Raw genomic sequence first — 16,800 nt, 5'->3', positions numbered from 1 at the left:
CGGACGGTGTCAGTGGGTGGGTGTGTGGACACTCCCGGCCCACGCGTCTCCGTCGACGGCGAGCCAGGGAGCGGTCGCCACCGCCGCCGGAGTTATTCCGGCGATAGCCACCACATCCCGGCTGAGATGGGATTGATCGGCGTAACCGCTGTCCGCGGCCACGAGCGCGGCGTTGTGTCCGGCGGCGAGTCGGTGCGCGGCATGGTCGAAGCGGACCAGTTGTGCGGCGCGTTTGGGGGTGAGCCCGATCTGGGAGCCGAATCGCGACCAGAGCCGCTTGCGGCTCCAGCCGACCTCGGCCGCCAGCCGCTCGATCCGGATCTGCCCTCGGCTGCGCACCATCCGCTGCCACGCGAACCCGACCTCGGGGTCCACCGCTCGTCCGGTTTCGTGGCGGCCGGCGAGGGCGGCCTCCGCGATCGTGAATCGCTCGTTCCAGGAGCGGGCGGCCTGCAACCGCCCGCGGAGCAGTTCGGCCTCGGATCCCCACAAATCGTCGAGTGAGACCATTGTCGATCCCGATTCCGCGCAGGTACCCAGCACCCGGTAGGCGACTGCCGGGGAAAGCCGGATCTGCAGGCAATCGATTTCGGCGCCGAGCCCGCGCACGCTACCGGGCAGGAATCCGGCGAAGATGCCGCCACGTAGGTGCCGGCCGTTCGTATCGTCGACGAGACTGCCGTCTCCGAAGTCGATGAACATCGTGAGGGCCGGGTGTGGGATCACCCGGATATCGACGAGGTCCGCGGTTCGGCCGCGGAATCCGGCCATCTCGACCCCCGCGAGGCGAGCCGGCCGCGCCGGGACCGCAATATCCCACAGCCCTGCGGCGGCACCGGTCGACTCGACGTTCTCCATGCCGCAATGATACGGACCGAGCACCGCCGGACCGTGGGCCGCGAATCCACTCCACCAGCAGCGATGCCGGGCGGGGTGCCACGACGATGTGACACGACGAGGGCGGGTCCCTTCCGGAAAGGAAGGGACCCGCCCTGGTAGGTCGCTGTTCGGCTCATTCGGCGACGGAGTAGCCGGCTCGGGTGACGGCCGCGTCGATCGACTCCCGGTCGATCGGTGCGGCGCTGTCGAGCCCGACCGCGCCGGTGCCGAGGTTCACAGTGACCGCGGTGACGCCCGGTATCCGGCCGAGTTCGTCGCGCACCGAGTCGGCGCAGCAACCGCAGGTCATTCCGGTGACGGTGATGTGACTGGTGTTCATGGGATCTCCTGTAGTGGTCGGGTTTTCGATGGTTGCGGTGTTCAGGACGGACGTTCGGCCGCGGATGCGGATCGCCGGGCGGGCGAGGACATGGTCGCGGCGGTTACGGCGGCGCCGACCAGGGCGACCGTGCCGGCGCCGAGGAAGGCGGCGGAGTAGCCGTCGGTGAGCCGGGGCAGGTCGCCGAGTTCGTCGGTGCCGAACGCGGTGGCCAGCGCGGTCATCGCGGCCAGGCCGAGCGCGGAGCCGATCTGATAGCTCACATTGACGATTCCGGAGGCCAGCCCGCCTTCTTCCGGCCGGGCCGCGCCGATGGCGGTGCCGAGCGAGGGGATGAAGGCCAGCGCCATACCTCCCGCGGCGACCAGCGACGCCGGCAGTACGTCGATCCAGAAGGTGCCGGTGGGCCGCACCAGCGACATGATGCCCAAGCCGAGGCCGAGGATCACCAGGCCGGTCACGATCATCGGCTTCGCGCCGAATCGCTGCATCGCCCGGGGCGCGACCACGATCATGCCGAGCATGATCAGGGTGGTCATCGGCAGCAGCGCGGCACCCGACGGGAAAGCGCTGTAGCCGAGTACCTGCTGTAGATAGAGGTTCAGGAAGAACCACATCGGCACCCAGGCCGCACCCAGGAGTAGCTGGGCGAGGTTGGCGGCAGCGAGATCGGGTGCCCGCAAGATTGCCGGCGGCATCAGCGGTTGCGCGCGGCGCGATTGCAGGAACACGAATCCGGCGAGGAGTACCGCGGACGCGGTCAGCACCGCCCAGGTCTGCCCGGAGCCCCAGCCGACCTCGGGTGCGCGGACGATTCCGTATACCGCGGCGGCCAGCCCGGCGGTGGCGGTGACAGCGCCGAGCAGATCGAGTGAGCCGCGGCGGGCCGGTGCCGCGGGCATCAGTGCCGGTACGGCGAGCAGTGCGAGCACCGCGATCGGAGCATTGATGTAGAAGACCCACGGCCAGCTGATGTATTCGGTGATGACACCGCCGAGGAATACTCCGGCCGTGCCGCCGGCGGGTGCCGCGGCACCGTAGACCGCCAGGGCTTTGGTCAATTCGCCCGGTGACGATCCGAAGAGGATCATCAGCAGCGTGAGCGCCGCCGGGGCGATGAGTGCCGCACCGGCACCCTGGATCGCGCGTCCGGTGAGTTCGGCGCCCACGGTTGTGGCCGCACCCGCGAGCACCGAACCGCCCAGCAGTACGACCCAGCCCGCCGCGAACACCCGGCGCGCGCCGAGCAGATCCGACAGGCGTCCGCCGAGGAGCAACAGTCCGCCGAACGCGATGACGTAGGCGTTGAACACCCAGGTCAGATTCTCCTGGGAGAAACCGAGATCGGCCTGCATCCGCGGCAGCGCGATCCCGATGATCGAGGTGTCCATGATGACCATGAACTGGGCGGCGGCGATCACCGCCAGTGCCCACCACTTACGGGTGGCGGGACGTGTCTGCGTACTCATGGCATTTCCGATCCGTTCCTGAAAACTCTACCCGGGTAGGGTATCTGTGAGGTGGAAAAATATGCCGGCACGGGCGTTTCCGTGAGCCGGCGTGGGGTGCGCTGGAGTCCGGTCAGTGCCGGGTGGTATCCACCGCGACGGTGAAGGCGGCGGTACGCACGACACCCTCGTGCCGGAAATCGAGGAACAGCCGGTAGGTTCCGGGGCCCGGTGCGGCCGCGTGGAAACCGATCGCGGGCCCGGCCGGGGTCACGCCGTCGCCCGGCTCACCACCAGGGTGGACGTGGACATAGGCCAGGTCGCCGGCGCGCAGGATCACCAGATGGCCGAAGGCTCCCAGGTATGGGTTCAGGTCGTGTACGGGGTTCCCGTCCTTCTCGACGGTGAAGGTGAGCGCGCCGCCCGCGCCGGTGGCCAGTTCGCCGGTCAGGGTGACCCGGTAGCCGCCGACCTCGGCGGTATCGGCCCGGGCCGGAACGGGAAGCGGTTCATAGGGTCCCGCTACGGCGAGGTCGGCGCCCAGTGTGATGGTCCGGCCCAGGGCGGTGGGTGCGATATCGGTGAACACTCGGTAGGCGCCCGCTTCGCTCGTATCGATCCGGATCGACCAGGTGCCGTGCTCGTCCCGCACCGGATGTACGTGCTGGAAACCGGTCAGTTCCCGGCGCGCGACGATCAGGTGCAGTTCGCGTTCGTGGATCGGTGTGAAGTCGGTGACCGCGGCGCCGTCCGGACCGAGGATCCGGAACCGGAGATCGGTCGCGCCGGGTTCGGTGATCGCTGTCTCGAGATCCAGGGTGTACCCGGCTTCGGTGATCTGCAGTCCGCCGGGGAGGGTGGCGGCGTGGGTCGCGTGGCCGCCGTGGTCTCCGCCGCCGGTGTGGTGGGCGTGCTGGTGGGTGTGCGCGGTGGCGTTCATTTCGTTCTCCTCGGTCGGTCGCTTCGACATGGGAGACATTAATACCCCTAGGGGGTATGTGCAACCCCGCTGTGGTCACCGGCTCGGCACGCGGGCCGGAAAACGCGTAGAGCCGGACACCCGGCGACGGTGTCCGGCCTTGCGGCAGCGGCGGATCCGGCTCGTTATCCGACCGTGGCGGCGTGCCGGATGATGATGTCGCCGAACGAATTACGGGCCCGCACCTGGACGACCTCGCCACCGCGGGTCCCCGTGCCGGCCGGCCCCATGTCGTTGCGCACCGTGCCGTGCAGCGCGTCGGCTTCCAGGTGCACCGCGCTGCCCGCGCTGATCCCCACTTCCAGTTCGCCGGTGGATGTCTCGAGTCGCAGCACACCGCGCGCCGCCTCGCCGATGCGGATATCGCCCTTGGCGACTTTCGCGGTGACCGAATCGCGCGGACCCTCGACGATGATGTCGCCGGCGGCCACTTCGAGTTCGCACCGGCCCAGTCCGCCGATGGCCAGCAAGCGGCCCACCGCGGCGGTACCCCGCAGCCGGGAGCCGGTGGGAACCTCGATCGTCACCTCGATCGACGGATTGCCGCCGAACGGTGAATAGGTCCGCCAGTCCTTCGGCGTGGTGACGGTCAGCACCCCGGCGGCGAAATCCACCCGGGTCTGCTGGGCGGCGCGGATATCGCCCTTCCTGGCTGCGTCGGCCGGCCGGACCTCGACGACGGTATCGGCGCGGTCGGAGGCCACCACCGTGACTGCGCCGGAGAGCACTTCGACGGTGACGGCGATCGGTTCCGGGGTCGAGTAGGTGGGCATGGCGGTCTCCGTGAATCTGAGTCGGGTTCGGATGCGGGGCAGCGGATGCGGTCGGTCCGCCCGGCCGCGTCGAGCGCGGCCGGGCGTCGGGGTCAACGGCTGGAGTCGGTCCAGGTGACCGGGAGTTCGTGGACGCCGTAGATGTTCATATCGGTCCGCAGCGGTACTTCCGCGGCGGGCACGGCGAGCCGCAGCGCCGGGAAGCGGTGCAGCAGCCCCACGAAACCGGCGCGCATCTCGATGCGCGCCAGCTGCTGACCCAGGCACTGGTGCACACCGTGGCCGAACGAGACGTGACCGCGGGCCCTGCGGCGGATATCGAGGGTGTCCGGATCGTCGAAACGCCGGGGGTCGTGATTGGCGGCCAGCAGGGATACGACGACGGTGGAGCCCTGCGGAATCGTTTCGCCGCCGAGTTCGAGGTCCTCGGTGGCGTAGCGGTAGAAGATATCGGCGACCGACAGATAGCGCATCAGCTCTTCGACCGCGTCCGGTGCCAGATCCGGGTTCGCGCTCAGGTCGGCAAGCTGCCCGGGGTTCTCCAGGAGCGCGAAAGTGCCCAGCGCCAGCATGTTGGCCGTTGTCTCGTGGCCGGCGAGCAGCAGCAGGAAGGAGATACCGGTCAGTTCCTCGATCGAGAGGTCGTCGTCCCGGGCCAGATCGGACAGGATGTCCTCACCGGGCGCGGCGCGTTTGGCCGTCACCAGTTCGGCCAGGTAACCCATCATCGCGCCGTAGGCACCCATCTTCTCCTCCAGCGGCTGGTCCCTGAGCAGGAACTTGGCGGAGTTGGTCTGGAAAGTTTCCCGGTCGGCGTAGGGGACTCCGAGCAGTTCGCAGATCACCAGCGACGGCACCGGCAGCGCGAACGCCCGCACCAGATCGACCGGCGGTGTCAGCTCCGCCATTTCGTCGAGCTGCCGTTCGACGACCTCTTCGATATGCGCTTCGAGTTCTTTCATCCGCCGTACGGTGAAAGCGCCGATGAGCTTGCGGCGCAACCGGGTGTGGTCCGGCGGGTCCATGGCGACGAAGACACCCGGGATCTGCGGGGACGGTTCGGTCTGGACGGGCATATCCGGGCTCGCGTCCAGCGCGTGCAGGACGCCGATGTCCTGGCGGGAGCTGAAGCGGGTATCGGCCAGCAACGCCCGGACCTCTTCGTAGCCGGTGACGAGCCATCCTTCGTGGCCGTCGGGGAAGATCAACGGGCTGACCGGGCGGGTCTCGCGCAGCCGGGTGATCGCGCGGGGCGGGTCGAAGGGGCCCGCATCGCGGGCAGTGGGCAGGCCGTGCGGGACGGAGGCGGTATCGCTCATCGGTTCTTCCTGTTCATGGTCTGGTCGGTGGCCGGGCTGCGGAATGCCGGGGGTCATCGGTCCCGGAGGCCGATCGCCGCCGCGGGGCAGCTCTGCGCGGCTTCGCGGGCGGTCGGGTGATGCGGGGCCGTGGGAGTGGAATCGAGGAGGCGCACCCGGCCGTCGGCCTCGTCCTGGTCGAAGATCTCCGGCGCGATCAGCGCGCACATACCCGCGCCGATGCAGCGTTCCCGGTCGACACTGAGTTCCATCGGTTTCCCTTCCGGCCGGACGACGGAACCGGCCGGACCGGCTGTCGCGAGTGCTGGGCTGTTCATACGAGAACTGTCGCCGGTGCCGCTGATATCGGGCTGACATCGTCCTGACACCCGCGCTGACGGTATGTTCGACCAGGTCAGCGGCAAGATCGTCAGCTGGGGAAAGGCGGCCCGGCGGCCCTCGGCCGGCTGCGGCAGAATGGTCCGGTGCAGATCGCGTTGCTTGGACCGCTCGATATCCGAGCAGACGATGGGGGATCTATCGAGGTGCCGGGTGTCCGGTTGCGGGCGCTGTTGATCGCCTTGGCCCTCGAACCCGGTCGTGCGGTCGCGAAGTCGACGCTGGTCGATTGGATCTGGGGTGAGCAGCCGCCCGCCGACGCGGCGAACGCCCTGCAGGCGCTGGTCTCGCGGCTGCGTCGGCTGTTACCGGACGGATCGCTGGAGGGGCAGGCGGGCGGATACCGGCTCACGGTCGAACCCCGCGCGGTCGACGCGACCCGGTTCGAGCAGCTCCTGGAACAGGCCCGCGGTGGGGACGACGCGGACCGGGCCCGCCTGCTGCGCGAGGCACTCGACCTCTGGCGCGGGGCGCCGATGCAGGACGTGGATGTGCGCGACAGTGAGGCCGTCGACGCGCTGATCACCCGGTTCGAGGGGTTGCGCCTGACCGCGGCCGAGGACCTCTACGAGTCCGAGCTCCGGCTGGGCCGGGGCGCGCACCGAGTGGGTGAGCTCACCGATCTGGTGGCCCGCTATCCGGTCCGCGAACGCCTGGTGGTCTCGCTGATGCGGGCGCTCGCCGCCGCCGGGCGCGGTTCGGAGGCGCTGGTGGTGTACCAGGATGCGCGGGAAGCGCTCGCCGACACTCTCGGTGTGGATCCCTCGCCGGAAATGTCGGCGCTGCATATCGCGCTGTTGCGCGGTGAAGTCGGCGCGGACACCGACGATCGCCGGACGAATCTGCGCGCCGAGCTCACCGGATATGTGGGCAGATACGCCGATATCGCCGCCGTACGTGACCTCATCTCGAAACACCGGCTCACCACCCTGACCGGGCCCGGCGGTTCGGGGAAGACCCGGCTGGCACTGGAGACCGCGCAGACGCTGCTCGACGATCTGCCGGATGGGGCCTGGCTGGTCGAATTGGCCTCGATCGACGCGAGCGGTGACGTGGCGCAATCGGCGATCGCCGCGCTCGGCCTGCGGGACGCACTACTCGGCGGCACTCCGGACGCGGAGCCGGTGGACCGCCTCGTCGCGGCGATCCGCGACCGCGAGACACTGTTGATCCTGGACAACTGCGAGCATGTGATCGAAGCCGTGGCGGCCTTCGCCCACCGGGTGCTCGGGGAGTGCCGGCGGTTACGGATCCTGGCCACGAGCCGGGAACCGCTGGGTATCACCGGTGAGGCATTGTGGCAGGTCGAACCGCTGGCCTCACCCGCCGAGGATGCCGACCTCGCCGAGATCGCAGCCTCCCCGGCCGTCCAGTTGCTGCGGGACCGCGCGGGGGCGGTGCGCAAGGACCTCACCGCCGACGCCCACTCGCTCACGACCATGGCCCGCGTCTGCCGGGCACTCGACGGGATACCGCTGGCGATCGAATTGGCTGCGGCCAGGCTGCGGACCATGTCCCTCGACCAGCTCGCCGACCGCCTCGACGACCGGTTCCGGCTACTGACCGGTGGCAGCCGCACCGCGATTCCGCAGCACCGGACGCTGCGCGCGGTGGTCGATTGGAGCTGGGAGCTGCTCAGCGACGCCGAACGAATGGTGTTGCGCAGGCTCGCGGTGTTCTCCGGCGGCGCGACTCTGGAAGCGGCCGAACAGGTCTGTGCCGACCCGGAGGGCCAGGGCAGCGGCGGGGATCCGACGGTCGAACGCTGGGAGGTGCTCGAATTACTGACCGCGCTGACCGAGAAATCGCTACTGCGTACCGCCGGTGGAACCGAGCCGAGGTATCGGATGCTCGATACGATCCGCCAGTACGCACAGGAACGGCTCGCGGCGGCCGGCGAGTCGGATTCGGCCCGCCGAGCACATCTCGGCTACGTCACCCGACTCGCCGAAACCGCCGAACCGCATCTGCGCCGCGCCGAACAATTGGAATGGCTGGTGGTGCTCGGGGCCGAGCACCACAACATCGGTGCCGCGATGCGTGGTGCGCTCGCGGCCGGCGACGCCGCCGGTGCGCTGCGACTGGCCGCGGCGGCCGGCTGGTACTGGTGGCTCGGCGGGCACAAGGCCGAGGGCCTGGAGTTCGTCACAACGGTCGCCGATCTGCCCGCCGAGGTGGACGACGCAACCCGTGCCCTGGTATACGCGCTGGTCGTGCATTTCCTGAGTTCCGGGCGTAACGACGCGAACCAGGTGGAGGAGTGGATCCGCAAGGCCTACACGACCGGCCGCGATGTTCGCGCCGGGCATCCCGCTCTGGCGTTCATCTCCGCGTTGGAGAGCATGTTGCACGGGCCGGAGGCTCTGCCGACCGCCTTCGAACCGCTGCTCACCGATGCCGACCCCTGGGTGCGTGCCCTGGCCCGGTTGCAGATGGGCAAGATGCGGATCGTGCTGGGGCGCGACGGTCCGGAAGCGGGCGCCTATCTCGACGGCGCGCTGGCCGAGTTCCGGGCCCTGGGCGAGCGATGGGGGATGTCGTTCGCGCTGTCCGAGGCGGCGAACCGGCATGCCACCCGCGGCGAATTCGCCGCCGCATGTGAGCTTTTCGAGCAGGCTGTCGCCGTGGTCACCGAGATCGGCGCGGCCGAGGACATCCTCGGACTGCTCTCCCGGCAGGCCCAGCTGTACTGGCTGGCGGGCGATACCGAAGCCAGCGCGGCCGCGGTGGCCGAAGCGCAACGCTACGCGGGACGGGTCGCCTGGCCGGTCGCACTCGCCGAACTGGCCCTGGCGAAAGCGGAGCTGGCCCGGTGGGGCGGCGATACGGGGCAGGCCTACGAGCAGATCGGTATCGCGACAACAGTATTGGGCAGCGAAGCCGAGATGCCGCAACTGGCCGCGGCGATCCACACTGTGCTCGGTTATCTCGCGACCGATCTCGACGAGGCCCGGGAACACCATGCCGCGGCATTCCGGGCGGCCACCGAGGCCGGGCACGCGATTCTCGTCGCGCAGGTGGTCGTCGGAATCGCGGATCTGGCGCTGCGGGCGGACCGCAACGCCGAGGCCGCGCGGCTGCTCGCGGTGAGTGTCGCGGTGCACGGGGCGCCCGACCTCTCCCAGCCGGACGCGGCGCGGATCGCGCGGACAGCGCGAGAACGCCTCGGTGAAGCGGACTTCACCGAGGCGACGCGGGAGGGGGCGCAGGCGGATTGGCAGGAGCTGGCCGCCGTCACGCTCGCTTGTTGAAAGTGGCCCGGGACCACAGGTATCCGACCACCGCGAACCCGGCACACCAGGCGAGTGCCGCCGCGGTGTGACCGCCGGAGGGGTTGCCGGCCAGGAAACCGCGCAGCGACTCGATGATCGGGGTGAACGGCTGATACTGCGCGAACTGCCGGACCCCCTGCCCCATCTTCTCGGCCGGCACGATCGCGGTGCTCACGAACGGCAGCATGATCAGCGGCACCACCCCCATACCCGCGGATTCCGGAGTTTTCGCCGCCATACCCAGCGCGACCGTGAGCCAGGAGGCCGCGAAGGACGTGGCCGCCAGGATGCCGAGCGCGCCGAACCAGTCGGCACCGGTCGCCGGCGGCCGGAATCCCAGTGCGAACGCCACCGCGAGAATCGCCACGATGGCGACAGCGTTGGTCAGGATGGTGGCCACCACGTGCCCGGTCAGTACCGCGCTGCGGGAGACGTCCATGACCTTGAACCGGTTGATGATGCCCTTCGACATATCCGAGCTCACCGCCACCGCGGTGCCCGACAGTCCGTAACTGACTGCCAGCAGCAGCATCCCCGGGGTCGCGTAGTCGATGTAATCGCCGCCGACATCGAAAGCGCTGCCGAACACGTAGACGAAGATCAGCATCATCACGACCGGCATGAAGGCCGCGTTGAAGATGGTGACCGGGTTGCGGGCGATATGTTTGAAGTTGCGGCGCAGCATGATCGACGAATCGGTCAGCGGTGCGGTGATCGTGTTCATATCGCGTCGACCTCCGTGGTCGCATGGCCGGTCAGGGAAAGGAAGACATCGTCGAGATCGGGGGTGTGCACAGAAACCTCGGTGGCCTCGAGCGCGGCCCCGTCGAGTCGATCCAGGACGTAACGCAGCGATTTCGAACCGCCGTCGCCCGGAACCCGCAGGGAAAGCGTTTCGTCGTCCCTGGTGGAATCGGGCAGCACCCGCGCCGCCGCGTCCAGTTCCGCCCCCTGGGTGAAACGCAGCCGGACATAGCTGCCGGGTACCCGGCGCTTCAGCTCGTCGGCGGTCCCCTCGGCGACGATCCGTCCCTGGTCGAGCACCGCGATCCGGTCGGCGAGCTGGTCGGCTTCCTCGAGGTACTGGGTGGTGAGGAAGATGGTGACTCCCTGGTCTGTCAGCCCGCGCACGATCTCCCACATGGTGCGCCGGCTCCGCGGATCCAGCCCGGTGGTCGGCTCGTCCAGGAAAACGATCTCCGGCCGGGTCACCAGCGTCATCGCCAGATCCAGTTTCCGCCGCATACCGCCGGAATAGGTGGCCGCGCGTTTCCGTGCCGATCCGGTCAGATCGAACCGGTCCAGCAGTTCGGCCACCACCCGCTTGCGTTCGGCGCCTTTCAGGCGGTGGATATCCGCCATCAGCTCCAGGTTCTCCGCGCCGGTCAGCAGATCGTCCACCGCCGCGAACTGACCGGTGACCCCGATCGAGGCGCGCACCGCCTTCGTCTCGGTGGCGATATCGTGCCCGGCGACCCGCGCTGTCCCGCCATCGGCTTTCAACAGAGTGGTCAGTACGTTCACCGTGGTCGTCTTGCCCGCGCCGTTGGGGCCGAGCAGGGAGAAGATGGTGCCGGCGCCGATGTTCAGATCGATACCGTCGAGGACGGTTTTGTCCCCGTACGCTTTCCGCAGCCCCGAGGCCGCGATCGCTGTAGTGCTCATGGAGGCAACTGTCGGCGGCCGGGCTGATACGGGCCTGACGCCGTGCTGACACGACCACTGACATACTGTCGGCCAGTCCGGTGATCCGGGTGCGCTAGGCCGGGCTGTATCCCGTGAACTCGTGGGCGGTCACCGTGACCAGCTGCCCGCCCATCGCCTTCACCGCCGTCCGGAAGCCGGGCCGGCCGCCAGGTGGTAGCGGCACGGACCAGGTGGACGAGCCGTCGCCGGAATCGATCGCGGATACGGTTTCGCCGTCGGTCAGGGTGAGGTGGCTCGCGTCGGTTACGCCGTCGTAGTGCAAGGTATTCGAGAACGGTGTCGGCTGCTGCCAGACCGGGTGCCCGTCCGCGAGGTCGAGGCCGACCAACTCCGCTCCGCCGGGTGATCGGACGATCACGGTGTTGCCCACCACCCCCTCCACCGCGCTCGCCCGTCCGGTGTGTTCGTCGATCCCGAGCTGTGGGTTCGTCCAACGGACGCGGCCCGTGCTCTGCTCGTAAGCGCTCTCCCCGGTGAGGATCGGTGCGGGTGTGGCAGTCGCGATCGGGTGCCGATCGAGGAGGAAGCTCGCATTGCCGACTTCGACGATCTGCCGGCCGGTGCGGTCGACGAGTGCGACCCGCCCCGCACTCCGACCGCGATCGATCACCTGAGTCGCGATGATGCCACCGGCGAAGGTCTGGGCAACGGGACCGGTGAACAGCGGATCGCCCGTGCGCAGGTCGTAGACCCGGATGCTGCGGTCGTGACCGTCCAGGACGTAGTCCCGGGCGCGCCCATCGATCCTCGGGTTCGCCGCGTCGTCGGCAGCGGGGACCGGATAGGTGCGCCGCCAGGTCGCGTCGAAATCGGAAACGGTTCCGCGGGTGAGTACGGCCGTCATCCGGTCCTCGGTCCGGCCGGTCACCGATACGACGCCGTCCCGCACCGCCGCATCGGTGACCTCGAAATCGGTCTGGTGGTCGCCGCGTATCGCGCCCGGTTCGTCGGACAGATCCGCGGCGCGCAGCGTCCAGCGCGGCACCGGGGCGGAGTCGAGCCGGGCCGAAACCAGGAACCGGCTGTCGAGCACGGTTGTTTCCGGCCGCTCCTGCGGTCGCCGGTTCCACTGGACGATCACGGCTATCCCGGTCAGCACCACCACGACGAGTACCGTGCACCAGACTTTGCGCGTTCGCCTGCTCGCCGAACCGATCGCCGCCGTGTCCATCCGATGCTCTCCTTCGTGCGGCCGAACCGGGCGGATGCTCGCCGGGTGGTGCGAAACAGCCGCGGTATCAGCGCGAAGAGTGAAGGTATCAGCGATCTTCGGCGGAATTCGACTCGTTTCCGGGCGTCATCGCGGGATGGCCGCATCGAGCGGCGATCGCGGCTGTGATCTGCGCCGGGCCGGCTGTGCTCAGCGCGCTGCCGCGATCACCGCGGCGAGCCCGTTCGGGCTCATGAGGGCGCCGGCGTCGGTGACCTGCTCGCCGTCGACGACAACGGTCGGCGTCGAGTTCACGCCGCTGTCGAGCACCTGATCGGTTTCGGTGCGCAGGTAGCTGTCGTACTGCCGGTCGGTGATGCACCGGGCCACCGCGGGATCGGTGTATCCGGCAGATTCGGCGATATCGATCAGGGTGCTGTCGGGGAGCCCGTCGCCGCCCTCTTCGGGCTGTTGTTCGAACATATCCGCGAGCCAGCCCTGGTAGTTGTCCACGCCCGAGTCCGCGACGCAGAACGATGCGTTACCGGCGCGGGAGGAGTACTCGGTCGTGCTGGCGCGGTCGAGGAAAGTGATGACGCTGTACTCGACCACGGCGGTGCCGTCGCGGACCGCGTCCTCGAGGACCTTGCCGTTGGCCGATTCGAATGCCTTGCAGGCGGGGCACTGCAGGTCCATGACGACCCGGACAGTGACCTTCGCGTCCGGATCCCCGACCCGGACCGCGCCGTCGGCCAGGACATTGGCGGGGGCGGAGCCACCATCCACCGCTGTCGCGGTACCCGGGGATCTCGTCGGCCGCCGCGGTGCGGACCAGCAATCCGATACCCGTCGCGGCGGCGGCTACGAGTAGTACCAGGAACGGGGTCAGGATGACGAGCAGTCGACGGTTCGGGCCCTGGTTCTGGTGCGGCGGCAGGCCGCCCGGATAGGTGCTCACTTCAGCTGCTTTCCGCTCGACCTTTATTGCGTCGCCAGCCTAGTGCCCGCTCCCTGACCGGCGCGACAGCGCTCGATCGCGGCCGGGCGGCTCCTCCGCCCCGGCTGGCTCGGACGCGGAACACCTCGAATCCCCGGCCCGGGGACAGTGAGCATCGCCCGGCGCTACTCGGAGTCGGCGGCGAAGCGGGAAGGTCGCCGGCCGGGGATCGCCGAGATCGTTGGAAACGGCCGGCCCGCACGATAGAGTCCCGGCTGGGTTTCCGGAATTCGCCGAGCGTATCCGCCCGCGGATGCCTGCCGCCGGAACCCGCCGTCACCGGCCGTCGTGAGTTACCGCAAATGCAGAGTGAATTCGTCGCGCGACTCGGAGGTACCGATGACGAAACCGATACTGGTCACCGGCGGCACCGGCCGCCTCGGACGCGTATTCGTCCCGCGCCTGCTCGCGACGGGTCGTGAGGTGCGGGTACTGACGCGTTCCGAACGCCCGCCCGCGGCTCATCGGTGGGCTGTCGCGGACCTGGGCACCGGGCGCGGTCTGCGTGCGGCGGTGGCCGATACCGAGGTGATCGTCCACCTGGCCACGACCGACGGTCGCGGCGATATCGCCGCGACCCGCGCGCTGATCGAGGCCGCGCAGGCGTCGGGACGTCCGCACCTGGTGTATCTGTCGATCGTCGGCATCGACGACCACGCGCTCGGCTACTACCGCGCGAAAGTGGAGTGCGAGAAGCTGATCGAGGGATCCGGCCTCCCGTGGACCACCCTGCGCGCGACCCAGTTCCACGATCTGATCGCCGAGATATGCGATGTCCAGCGGATGCTGCCGTTTCTGGCGATGCCGGCGAAGGTGTCCGTCCAGCCGATCGATGTGACCGAGGTGGCGGACCGGCTCGTCGCGCTCGCGACGGGCCCCGCCCGGCGACGGGTACCGGATCTCGGCGGCCCGCAGGTGCGCACGGCCACCGATCTGGGGCGCGCGTATCTGCGGGCCGTCGGCCGTCGCCGACCCGTACTGGCGGTTCCGTTGCCGGGCCGGGCGATGCGCGATTTCCGCGCCGGACTCCAGCTCGCGCCGGAGCGGGCGGACGGGCGGATCACCTTCGAGGAATATCTCGCCGCGCGTGGGCGAGATCGGCGCCGCTGAGGCTCGACCGGACCCGTGTCGGTTTCGTCCAAGACACCGGCGCCGATCGTTTCCTAGGCTGCTGAGCACAGGCACGATCCGGTGCCCGGCCTCAGGAGGAACTGATGACACGCGAACTCGTCTACACCGGCTTCATGTCCTTGGACGGCGTCGTGGATTCGCCCGGCGGCAAGGTCGAGGGGCACCGTAGTGGCGGCTGGGTGATGGAGACGGAGTTCGTGCCCGAGGCATACTCGCTCAAGGGCGAGGAGCTCGCCGATACGACCGCGCTGATGTTCGGCCGCCGCAGCTACGAGGCGTTCGCCCCGATATGGCGCGACTCCGAGGACCACGCCGTGTACAAGGACCTGCCCAAGTACGTCGTCTCGTCGAGCCTCGCCGACGATGCGCTGATCGACGGGTGGGGTCCGCTCACGATCCTGCGTTCGGAAGACGACGTCGCGAAACTGAAGCAGACCGACGGCGGCGCGATCTACATCCACGGCAGTGCCGAACTGGCCCGGCGCTGCTCGGACGCCGATTTGATCGACCGCTACAACCTGCTCGTGTTCCCGGTGCTGCTGGGCGCGGGTAAGGGCCTGTTCAGCCGCGCTGACCGCGATAAGCAGTCGCTGCGTGTGCGCGAGTCGGCGACCTACTCCAACGGCGTGACCAAACTCGTCTACTCCGTCGTGCGCTGACCGGGATCGAGCGCGATCGCGCCACCGGTCCCGGTGCGCAGCTGCTGGGCGGTCCGCCCGACGTACCGGCGTAGCGCGCGGGCGAGATGCGGCTCGTCGTAGTACCCGAGCTTGTCGACCACGTCACCGGATGTCTCACCCGAGGTCAGCAGCAGCGCGGCGGTCCGGGCACGTCCGATCTGCCGGATGGCGCCCTGAGTGAGCCCGGTCGCCGCCCGGAAACGACGCTCGAGGGTCCGCTCGGTCACTTCGGGCGCCGATCCCTGTAGCGTCGCCGCGACCAGCGGGTCACGGACCACGACCCCCTCCCGCACGAGCCGATCGACCAGCGCCTCGACATCGTCGGGCCGGGGTGTCTCCCGGTGGGCGCCGTCGAGCCAGAAGGTCCGGCCGGTCACCTCGGGCAGGACGACGCCACCGTCCACCAGCGCCGGGGTGGCCGTGGCACGGAGTGCGGTCCCGACCGCGAACTGGATACCGACGAAACCCGCCCCCTCCGGAACCGGTGCGGTCCCGGAGCGACTTTCCGGACCGGTGATCGCCGCGTGTGCCCGCCCGTCCTGTTCCCAGAACACCAGGCCCCAGGTCTCGGAGGCTACCGAGGTCATCTCCGAGACGTCGTCGCTGCGGCAGGTCCACACGGATTCGACCCACGGCGAATCCGACGCGCGTGTCGCGAACAGCAGTCCCACCTTCGAGATCCTAAGCCGAATCGAGCGCCTGGAAAACGGGGACGTCGAGCCGGGCACGGCCATCGACGCACCTCCGTGAGTCGTGGGCCGAGAGTGACTCGGGGTGCGCCGCGCGGGTCGCGACCGCGAGATTCGCGGCGTCAGTACGCGGGGACAATATCCACCACCATCGATACATATCCGGAGGGCGGTCACGTCCCGCGTCCGCGACGAGATCTCCGGCGTTGCTACCCGCAGACCTCGGGCGGACACTGGAGGAATGGTCGACAGAGAGCAACGCACGCCGTTCTACGGAGTGGTGATGATTCTCGTCGCGCTCGGCGCATCGCTGGCGGTCAGCTATTTCGGGCCGATGTGGTTCCGTGTCACGGTCTACATCCTCACGGTGATAGTTGTCCTGGTCGGCGGTGTCATGACGTTCCGGGACTACCCGTATTGACGGTGCGGCCGCGAATACTCGTCCGACCGGCGTACCGGAGGACGACGGGGAGCTCTGTGCCGATGTAGACCCCTCTTGCCAAGGGCAGGAAGGTCCGGAAATGCGATACCGGTGGACCTCGCGCACACTGTTCGGAATCGGCTGGTGCGCGGAAAGGGAAGAGTAGGTGGTGAATCGGCCACTCTTGCCCTGTCCCGGCGAGATGAACGCTTTCGTGACGGAACCAGGGCGAATCGCTGAGTCAGTAGCGCGGACTGCCCTCCGAACTCCGCGCCGCTCTGCCGGCCCAGGCGGTGCGGTTCTCATCGACGTGCGCGGTATCCAGCGCAGAGCAGAGCCGGCCTATTCGGCTCTCCCGCTGCTACGGGCAGGGGTGAAGTTTGTCTCTGCTGTTGCCGTGGTGGTTACCGCCTGAGGTTTTAGCGGTTGTTGCTGGGCATTTCCCGGAGGCTCGGGAAGATGCGATGCGCCGTGAGGCCGATGAGTTGTCGGCGAAGGCGGAACGGCTGCGCCGGGGGGCGGAGTTTCTTTCGGCCAGGGCCGATGGTCGTCGTGCGGTGTTGGGTGGGGCCGGTGGTGAGGAGTTCGCGACGCAGTGCCGGGATACGGCGGCGGAGTGCAATCTTCAGGCTGATCG

The 16,800-nt window shown here is 68.9% G+C and carries 17 protein-coding genes; 5 read left to right on the top strand and 12 right to left on the bottom strand.

Annotation, left to right across the window (positions count from 1 at the left end):
* Positions 1–9: 9 nt before the first annotated feature.
* From ACWCPQ_RS28580 to ACWCPQ_RS28550, 7 genes are all read right to left on the bottom strand, one after another.
* Positions 10–858 carry a helix-turn-helix domain-containing protein gene (locus tag ACWCPQ_RS28580; RefSeq protein WP_449904609.1) on the bottom strand — a complete coding sequence of 283 codons (849 nt, stop codon included), beginning with the start codon at positions 856–858 and terminating at the stop codon, positions 10–12.
* A gap of 154 nt (positions 859–1,012) precedes the next feature.
* Positions 1,013–1,219 (bottom strand): heavy-metal-associated domain-containing protein, encoded by a 207-nt coding sequence (locus tag ACWCPQ_RS28575; protein ID WP_449904607.1) that lies wholly within the window; start codon positions 1,217–1,219, stop codon positions 1,013–1,015.
* A gap of 41 nt (positions 1,220–1,260) precedes the next feature.
* Positions 1,261–2,688: an MFS transporter gene (locus ACWCPQ_RS28570; RefSeq protein WP_449904605.1), complete on the bottom strand. Its 1,428-nt coding sequence runs from the start codon at positions 2,686–2,688 to the stop codon at positions 1,261–1,263.
* Between the two features lie 112 nt (positions 2,689–2,800).
* The gene (locus tag ACWCPQ_RS28565) at positions 2,801–3,637 is read right to left on the bottom strand and encodes a hypothetical protein (RefSeq protein WP_449904603.1); all 837 of its coding nucleotides are present in this window, start codon (positions 3,635–3,637) and stop codon (positions 2,801–2,803) included.
* Positions 3,638–3,771: 134 nt separating this feature from the next.
* The gene (locus tag ACWCPQ_RS28560) at positions 3,772–4,419 is read right to left on the bottom strand and encodes a hypothetical protein (protein ID WP_449904601.1); all 648 of its coding nucleotides are present in this window, start codon (positions 4,417–4,419) and stop codon (positions 3,772–3,774) included.
* A gap of 92 nt (positions 4,420–4,511) precedes the next feature.
* The gene (locus tag ACWCPQ_RS28555) at positions 4,512–5,738 is read right to left on the bottom strand and encodes a cytochrome P450 (protein WP_449904599.1); all 1,227 of its coding nucleotides are present in this window, start codon (positions 5,736–5,738) and stop codon (positions 4,512–4,514) included.
* 53 nt (positions 5,739–5,791) lie between these two features.
* Positions 5,792–6,055 (bottom strand): ferredoxin, encoded by a 264-nt coding sequence (locus ACWCPQ_RS28550; protein ID WP_449904597.1) that lies wholly within the window; start codon positions 6,053–6,055, stop codon positions 5,792–5,794.
* A gap of 147 nt (positions 6,056–6,202) precedes the next feature.
* Here ACWCPQ_RS28550 and ACWCPQ_RS28545 point away from each other — a divergent pair, with 147 nt between their 5' ends.
* On the top strand, positions 6,203–9,367 hold the full coding sequence (locus ACWCPQ_RS28545; RefSeq protein WP_449904595.1) for a BTAD domain-containing putative transcriptional regulator: 3,165 nt from the start codon (positions 6,203–6,205) through the stop codon (positions 9,365–9,367).
* Here the strand turns inward: ACWCPQ_RS28545 and ACWCPQ_RS28540 are convergent.
* From ACWCPQ_RS28540 to ACWCPQ_RS28525, 4 genes are all read right to left on the bottom strand, one after another.
* Positions 9,351–10,112, bottom strand: coding sequence for an ABC transporter permease (locus ACWCPQ_RS28540; protein ID WP_449904593.1), 762 nt, complete (start codon positions 10,110–10,112; stop codon positions 9,351–9,353). The two genes, ACWCPQ_RS28545 and ACWCPQ_RS28540, sit on opposite strands and share 17 nt — an antisense overlap.
* The gene (locus ACWCPQ_RS28535) at positions 10,109–11,053 is read right to left on the bottom strand and encodes an ATP-binding cassette domain-containing protein (protein ID WP_449904591.1); all 945 of its coding nucleotides are present in this window, start codon (positions 11,051–11,053) and stop codon (positions 10,109–10,111) included. The genes ACWCPQ_RS28540 and ACWCPQ_RS28535 overlap by 4 nt, the downstream gene beginning before the upstream one ends.
* Before the next feature lie 94 nt (positions 11,054–11,147).
* Positions 11,148–12,266 (bottom strand): outer membrane protein assembly factor BamB family protein, encoded by a 1,119-nt coding sequence (locus ACWCPQ_RS28530; protein ID WP_449904589.1) that lies wholly within the window; start codon positions 12,264–12,266, stop codon positions 11,148–11,150.
* 189 nt (positions 12,267–12,455) lie between these two features.
* Entirely contained in the window at positions 12,456–13,031 is a 576-nt protein-coding gene (locus ACWCPQ_RS28525) for a DsbA family protein (RefSeq protein WP_449904587.1), read from the bottom strand.
* A gap of 550 nt (positions 13,032–13,581) precedes the next feature.
* Between ACWCPQ_RS28525 and ACWCPQ_RS28520 the strand changes: the two genes are divergently transcribed.
* A complete protein-coding gene (locus ACWCPQ_RS28520; protein ID WP_449904585.1) occupies positions 13,582–14,352 on the top strand; it encodes an SDR family oxidoreductase in 771 nt (256 codons plus the stop codon).
* Positions 14,353–14,456: 104 nt separating this feature from the next.
* A complete protein-coding gene (locus tag ACWCPQ_RS28515; protein WP_449904582.1) occupies positions 14,457–15,032 on the top strand; it encodes a dihydrofolate reductase family protein in 576 nt (191 codons plus the stop codon).
* On the opposite strand, the gene ACWCPQ_RS28510 is transcribed toward ACWCPQ_RS28515, so the two are convergent.
* On the bottom strand, positions 15,014–15,724 hold the full coding sequence (locus tag ACWCPQ_RS28510; protein WP_449904579.1) for a helix-turn-helix domain-containing protein: 711 nt from the start codon (positions 15,722–15,724) through the stop codon (positions 15,014–15,016). The two genes, ACWCPQ_RS28515 and ACWCPQ_RS28510, sit on opposite strands and share 19 nt — an antisense overlap.
* Positions 15,725–15,983: 259 nt before the next feature.
* Here ACWCPQ_RS28510 and ACWCPQ_RS28505 point away from each other — a divergent pair, with 259 nt between their 5' ends.
* Together ACWCPQ_RS28505 and ACWCPQ_RS28500 are read left to right on the top strand one after the other, a co-directional pair.
* Complete coding sequence (locus ACWCPQ_RS28505) at positions 15,984–16,163, top strand: hypothetical protein (RefSeq protein ID WP_449904576.1); 180 nt, start codon at positions 15,984–15,986, stop codon at positions 16,161–16,163.
* A gap of 380 nt (positions 16,164–16,543) precedes the next feature.
* Positions 16,544–16,800 (top strand): hypothetical protein (locus ACWCPQ_RS28500; RefSeq protein WP_449904574.1); only part of this gene is annotated, 257 nt, incomplete at its 3' end.

This window comes from Nocardia sp. NPDC001965 (assembly GCF_053594175.1).
The sequence above is the reverse complement of the archived record's forward strand: the minus strand, read 5'-3'. Positions and strand labels throughout refer to the sequence as shown.